We start from the raw sequence: 4,471 nt of genomic DNA, 5'->3' as shown, positions 1-4,471 counted from the left end.
GGAGCCCCGGGCTCGAATGGAACCGAATTCCGGCATGCCGAAATCGATCCCGTTCAAGGGCCGTGCAGTAGAGGATCCCGCCGAGTGGCGTGAAGCGCCGCCCCGGTTCCCTCTCGGGTCCCTGCGGCAACTCGAAGAACCCTACACGAGCCCCTAGTCGGGATCAAACCCGTGGCACAACCGGTTTCCCGGCGGTACGGTCGTCGGCATGACCATGCATGCCCGTAACGGCCAGTGGTGGCCCGCCTGACGGCGGCCACCCCCTGCGCGTACGTACGCATGCTCCCCACGGCCGCCGCCTCGGCGGCCGTTTTGCTGTCTGTGGCGGTGGTCCCGTTCCCAAGGAGAGGGGCAACCCCATGACCCGCATCTTCAGCGGCGTGAAGCCCACCGGCCACCTGACCCTCGGCAACTACCTGGGTGCCGTCCGGCAGTGGGTCGAGTCGGATCAGCACCGGGCCGACGCCCTCTTCTGTGTCGTCGACCTGCACGCACTGACCGTCGACCACGACCCGGCGCGCGTCCGCCGGCTGAGCCGGCAGGCCGCGACCCTGCTCCTGGCGGCGGGACTGGACCCGGACCGCTGCACGGTGTTCGTGCAGAGCCACGTCGACGAGCACACCCGGCTGTCCTACCTCCTGGAGTGCACGGCCACCGACGGGGAGATGCGCCGGATGATCCAGTACAAGGAGAAGGCGGCGCGGGAACGGGCGGCCGGGGGAAGCGTCCGGCTCTCCCTCCTCACCTACCCGGTGCTGATGGCCGCCGACATCCTCGCGTACCGGGCGGACGAGGTCCCCGTCGGCGACGACCAGGCGCAGCACGTCGAGCTGACCCGTGACCTGGCGGTGCGTTTCAACCAGCGGTACGGGCAGACGTTCACCGTCCCCCGCGCCGTCGTACCGCCGGTCGCGGCGCGGGTCATGGACCTCCAGGACCCGCTGTCGAAGATGGGGAAGTCGCACGCCGAGACCTCCGGCATCATCCATCTCCTCGACGACGCGGACGTGGTGCGCAAAAAGGTGATGCGCGCGGTCACGGACAGCGGGACGGACGTCGTATACAACCGCGCCGAGCGGCCCGGCGTCGCCAATCTCCTGGAGCTGCTGGCCGCCTGCACCGGTGCCGCACCCGACGGACTGGCGGCGGGCTACACCTCGTACGGCGTGCTGAAGCGGGACACCGCGGACGCGGTGGTGGAGTTGTTGCGCCCGTTGCGGGAGAAGCACGCCGAGCTGTGCGCCGAACCGGGGTACGTCGACGGCGTGCTCCGGGACGGGGCCCGCCGGGCGCGGGAGGTCGCACGGCCGACGGTCGACGCCGCGTACCGGGCCGTCGGCCTGCTTCCGGCCGGCTGACCGCTGCGAACACCGATCCCCCCGCCCCCGGCCCGGCCGCGGCCGACGGCCGGTCTCAGCCCGGCCGGGCCCCTCCGGCGCTGACGTCATCCCGTGCCGGAGGCGAGCTCGCGGCTGCGGTCGCGGGCCGCCTCCAGGGCGGCGATGAGTGCGTGCCGGACCCCGTGCTTCTCCAGCTCGCGAATGGCGTTGATCGTCGTGCCGGCCGGCGAGGTCACCGCCTCGCGCAGCTTGACGGGGTGTTCGCCGCTGTCACGCAGCATCACGGCAGCGCCGATGGCGGCCTGGACGATCAGGTCGTGGGCCTTGTCCCTCGGCAGCCCGAGGAGAATGCCGGCGTCCGTCATGGCCTCGACCAGGAAGTAGAAGTACGCCGGGCCGGAGCCGGAGAGGGCGGTCGCCGCGTCCTGCTGCGTCTCGGGGACGCGCAGCGTCTTGCCGACCGGCTTGAAGATCGCCTCGGTACGGGCCAGGTGGTCCTCCGTGGCGTGTGTGCCGGCGGAGATGACCGACATGCCCTCGTCCACCAGCACCGGGGTGTTCGGCATGACGCGTACCACGGGCGTGCCGGCCGAGAGCCGCTCCTCGAAGAAGGCGGTGGGGACGCCGGCCGCCGCACTGATGACGAGCCGGTCGGCCGGCAGGTGCGGCGCGAGCTCGTCGAGGAGCGTCGCCATGTCCTGCGGCTTGACGGCCAGGATGAGCGTGTCGGCGGCCTTGGCGGCGTCGGCGTTTCCGACGACCTCGACGCCATAGCGCTCACGCAGGGCCTCGGCCCGCTCCGGGCGGCGCGCGGTGCAGAGGAGCTGCGCCGGATCCCAGCCCGCCCGGATCATGCCGCTGAGCAGCGCTTCACCGATCTTGCCGGTCCCGAGGACGGCGACTGTCTGGGTCACGGTGTTCACCTTTTCCGCTTTCGCTGTGCCGTGCTGTCGTCCCACCGCACCGCGTCCCGCGCGCACGTCCGGCCGACGAACGGCCACAAAAGCGGCGGGAGTTGGGCGGAGAGACCTGAAGGAGGGGAGTGGAGGTCCGGCTGGTCGACGGGCTGATGGGCGTGGCCGGTTCGGGCCTTCCGCCCCGGCCTTTCACCCGGTCATTTTCGCACCCGGCTCCGAACGGCGACGGGCCACGGGAGCGGGGGCGGCACCCGGAGAGGCGCTCCGGCGCGCGGTGCGGCGCATGAGTAACACCGTCCGCCGGAGTGAACGGACGAAGCTCTTCCTCCTCGCCGATTCCGTGTTTACACCGCGGTAACGCAGCGGGCGGCCGAAGAGCACCACGCTTGGACACACTGTGGTCGGGTGTTCACGGCACGAAGCCGGAGGAGGCGAGGACGCGTCCGTACGGGCACCGCGCGGACGCGCCGCCGACGCCCGCGCCGACTCACGGCCCTCCGGCCGGCCCGACGCCTGGCTTCTTCGCCGCCCCGCCCGGCTCGCCGACTTTCGACCTCCCGATTCCCCGGCCTTCCGACCCGCTCCGTTCGCCCGTACAGGCTGCCCGATCCGTCCGCGCGTACTCATCCCCCGCAGGTTCTCGGTCACCGGCCGCCTCGGTGCGCACGGTGACGCTGGAGGCAACCCTCATGGAGCACAACGACCTCGTCCCCGCCGCCCTCGTCACATCCCGGCCCGGCACCGGCGCCCTGCTGCGGCTCCTCCGGGCCGACGTCCACGCGTCCCTCGTCGTCTTCCTCATAACCGTCCCGCTTTCGGCCGGTGTCGCCGTGGCCTCCGGTGTGCCGGTGGAGCTGGGTCTCGTCACCGGGATCGTCGGCGGACTGCTCACCGGGCTGCTGCCGGGCAGCAGCATCCAGGTGAGCGGGCCGGCGGCAGGGCTCGCCGCGCTCGTGTACGAGGCGGTCCGCGCCCACGGGCTCGGGGGGCTGGGCGTACTCGTGCTCGCCACCGGCCTCCTACAGGTGGTACTGGGCCTGCTGCGGCTCGGCCGCTGGTTCCGCAAGATCCCCGTGGCCGTGGTGCGAGGAATCCTGGCGGGGACCGGACTCGTCCTCATCACCGGCCAGTTGTACGAACTCGCCGACGCGGACGCGCCCGGCGACGGACTGGAACGGCTCGGCGGACTGGTCCTCCTGGTCACCGGAACCCTGGAGTCCCCGACGGCCCTGGCCGCCGGCGCTGTGGGCGTCGGCACGATGGCACTGCTGGCGCTGTGGCAGCGCTGGCCGCGTGGGGCACGGCTGGTCCCGGCACCCCTGGTGGCGGTGCTCGCCGCGACGGCCGTGACCGAGGTGCTGCGACTGCCGGTGGACCGGCTGCGGGTCGGCGACCTGATGGCCGTCGTCCAGCCACCGGACGGGATGGACTTCGAACGGCTCGGGCAGGTCGGCGTCCTGGGCACGGTCCTGGCCTTCACCCTCGTGGCCTCGGCCGGGACCCTGCTCGGTGCGACGGCCGTCGACCGGCTGCACGACGGACCGCGCACCGACTACGACAAGGAGCTGATCGCGCAGGGCGCCGGCAACACGGTGTGCGGCATGCTCGGTGCCCTTCCGATGACCGCCGTCCTCGTCCGCAGCACCGCCAACGCCCGCGCCGGCGCGCGGACTCGGGCCTCGCGGGTACTGCAGGGCGTGTGGCTCGCCGTGTTCGCCGCGCTGCTGCCCTGGGCTCTGGGCGCCGTGCCGGTCGCGGCGCTCGCCGGCGTCCTGGTGATCGTGGGCCGGCAGCTTCTGCCGGTACGGGAGTTGGGCCGGTTGTGGGACGGGCACCGGGGCGAGGTCGCCGTCCTCATGGCCACCGCCATCGCGATCGTGGTGACGGATCCTTTCAAGGGCGCCGCCATCGGCCTGCTCCTGGCCGGCCTCAAGGCGGGCTGGGAAACAACCAGGCTGCGCATCCACCGCGGACGGCGGGGAACAGGGCGGCCGGACGACGGCCGTGTTCCCCTGTTCAGTAAGAAGTGAGACCTGTAGCCAGTAGGCCACCGGTAGCCCGTAGGCCGGTAAATCGGCGGGACGGCGGATCGGCCGGCAAAAGCCGTGGCGTCCCGCCCGGAAACGCAAAAAAGCCGTAGGCCCTGAATCGATATCATATCGATTCAGGGCCTACGGCTTTATCAAATTTAGTTCGGCGGCGTCCTACTCTCCC

Annotated in this window: 3 protein-coding genes; 2 read left to right on the top strand and 1 reads right to left on the bottom strand. The window is 71.8% G+C overall.

The window, feature by feature from the left end; translation table 11 throughout:
- Positions 1–359: 359 nt before the first annotated feature.
- Positions 360–1,358 carry a tryptophan--tRNA ligase gene (trpS, locus tag ACZ6X9_RS33730; RefSeq protein ID WP_469781868.1) on the top strand — a complete coding sequence of 333 codons (999 nt, stop codon included), beginning with the start codon at positions 360–362 and terminating at the stop codon, positions 1,356–1,358.
- An 86-nt stretch (positions 1,359–1,444) separates the two neighbouring features.
- On the opposite strand, the gene proC is transcribed toward trpS, so the two are convergent.
- Entirely contained in the window at positions 1,445–2,254 is an 810-nt protein-coding gene (proC, locus tag ACZ6X9_RS33725) for a pyrroline-5-carboxylate reductase (RefSeq protein WP_469781867.1), read from the bottom strand.
- Positions 2,255–2,946: 692 nt separating this feature from the next.
- On the opposite strand from proC, the gene ACZ6X9_RS33720 reads away from it, so the two are divergent.
- A complete protein-coding gene (locus ACZ6X9_RS33720; RefSeq protein ID WP_469781866.1) occupies positions 2,947–4,287 on the top strand; it encodes a SulP family inorganic anion transporter in 1,341 nt (446 codons plus the stop codon).
- Positions 4,288–4,471: the final 184 nt, after the last annotated feature.

The sequence above is a fragment of the Streptomyces sp. NPDC052910 genome (assembly GCF_055585605.1).
Note: the sequence above shows the minus strand (reverse complement) of the source record. Positions and strands in the feature narration are given on the sequence as shown.